Annotated in this window: 1 protein-coding gene; it reads right to left on the bottom strand. The window is 47.0% G+C overall.

Annotated features, from left to right (window positions below; translation table 11 throughout):
- Positions 1 to 45 precede the first annotated feature (45 nt).
- Positions 46 to 1,464: transposase (locus I6E39_RS10985; protein WP_235381621.1), on the bottom strand; the 1,419-nt coding region annotated here is incomplete at its 5' end.

Raw genomic sequence — 1,464 nt, 5'->3', positions numbered from 1 at the left:
GGACCTGTTGACAAAAGCAAAAATTCTGCCGAAACCCACAGGCTTTCAGGCAGAACATTGGAACTGGAGATAGAAAAAGATGGCATTTACCATCCTCTTAAGGTTTAAAGCCATAGCAGCAAGGAGGCATTCTTCCGTTGCTGCAAGAATGCCCCTTTTTCGAATCTTTGAAATACAGTGTTCCCGCTTCAAAACAGCAAAGCTGCCCTCAGCCCAGATTTTACGAAGCCGCATCATGGATAGGTAATCCGGAGTTCCCACGCGCTGATGACCTCTGAAAAATGCTGGATAGCAACTACTGGCCAGCACCCTGCGCCGAATTCCAGCCTTGTCAAAACAATTTGGCCGTTTTGGACAGTACATACAGGTATTGCCCTCCACTTGATAGCAACGCAGATATTTGCCGGTCGATTTATTGCAATTCAACCTGTGGTATGTAAGAGGAACTCCTTCCGGACAAATGAATGCGTCCTGTTGTGGGTCGTAGGAGAACCCATATTTCTCGGGTGGATTGGAGAACTGGATTGCAGGGATATATCCAGTAATACCCAGAAGTTCCAGTCCCCGGTGGACAGCACCAGTTTCATATCCACGATCCAGAGCAAGTCGTTTCATTGGGATACCAAGATTGATTTGCCGTTCCAAATGCCGCAAGACCAGGATGCTTTCTTTCTCATTGGCAGGATATACATCAACGCCTGTTAAAATGCCGTATTTACAGTCCACAGTTGCTTCCATCAAATACCCAATGCCGCGTTTACTGCCGTGATTAATATAGCCGCTGTCTGGATCTGTATGGCTGGTAGTGCGACGTTTCCGTGCTATTCTCGTTGGCGGCTTTTTGAACCCCGGCTGGTTGGAAAGTTCTTCATCCAAGGAGTCAAGATAGCTTTGCATACTTTGCTCAACTTCTATTTCTACATCAATCCAGCTTTCTCTTGATACATTGGCTGGAATGTAGCTTCCGTCCGCAGCCATAGCCTTTCCATCTATAAGGCCGCCAGCTATGCACTGTTTCACGATTTCATAAAAGGCTTTCTGAAAAAGGTTGCTCTGCTGCCATTTGCGTGTCCTGGTTTTGCTGAATGTGGAGTGATCTGGGATGGCGTCATCCAGTTCGAATCCACAGAACCATCGGTAGGCGATGTTGAGCTGAACTTCCTCTACCAGCCGCCGCTCTGATTTGATGCCATACAGATATCCAATCAAGAGCATTTTGAACATACTGACAGGGTCGACAGATGGACGGCCAGTCTCCGGATAATATGGTGCCAGAAGATCATAGATGAAGTCAAAGGACACCATCCGCTCGACTTTCCGCAGCAGGTGGTTTTCTGGAATCAATGACTCCATATCCACGAAAATCATTGCCATTTGTCTGCTTTGACGTCCCATCATGCCACATCCCTCCCTATAGTTATTGTACCATAGAAAGGGTTTATACGCCACTTTGTCAACAGGTCC

This window comes from Pseudoflavonifractor phocaeensis (assembly GCF_021531375.1).
In the GTDB taxonomy this organism is placed as follows: domain Bacteria; phylum Bacillota; class Clostridia; order Oscillospirales; family Oscillospiraceae; genus Lawsonibacter; species Lawsonibacter phocaeensis_B.
The sequence above is the reverse complement of the archived record's forward strand: the minus strand, read 5'-3'. Positions and strand labels throughout refer to the sequence as shown.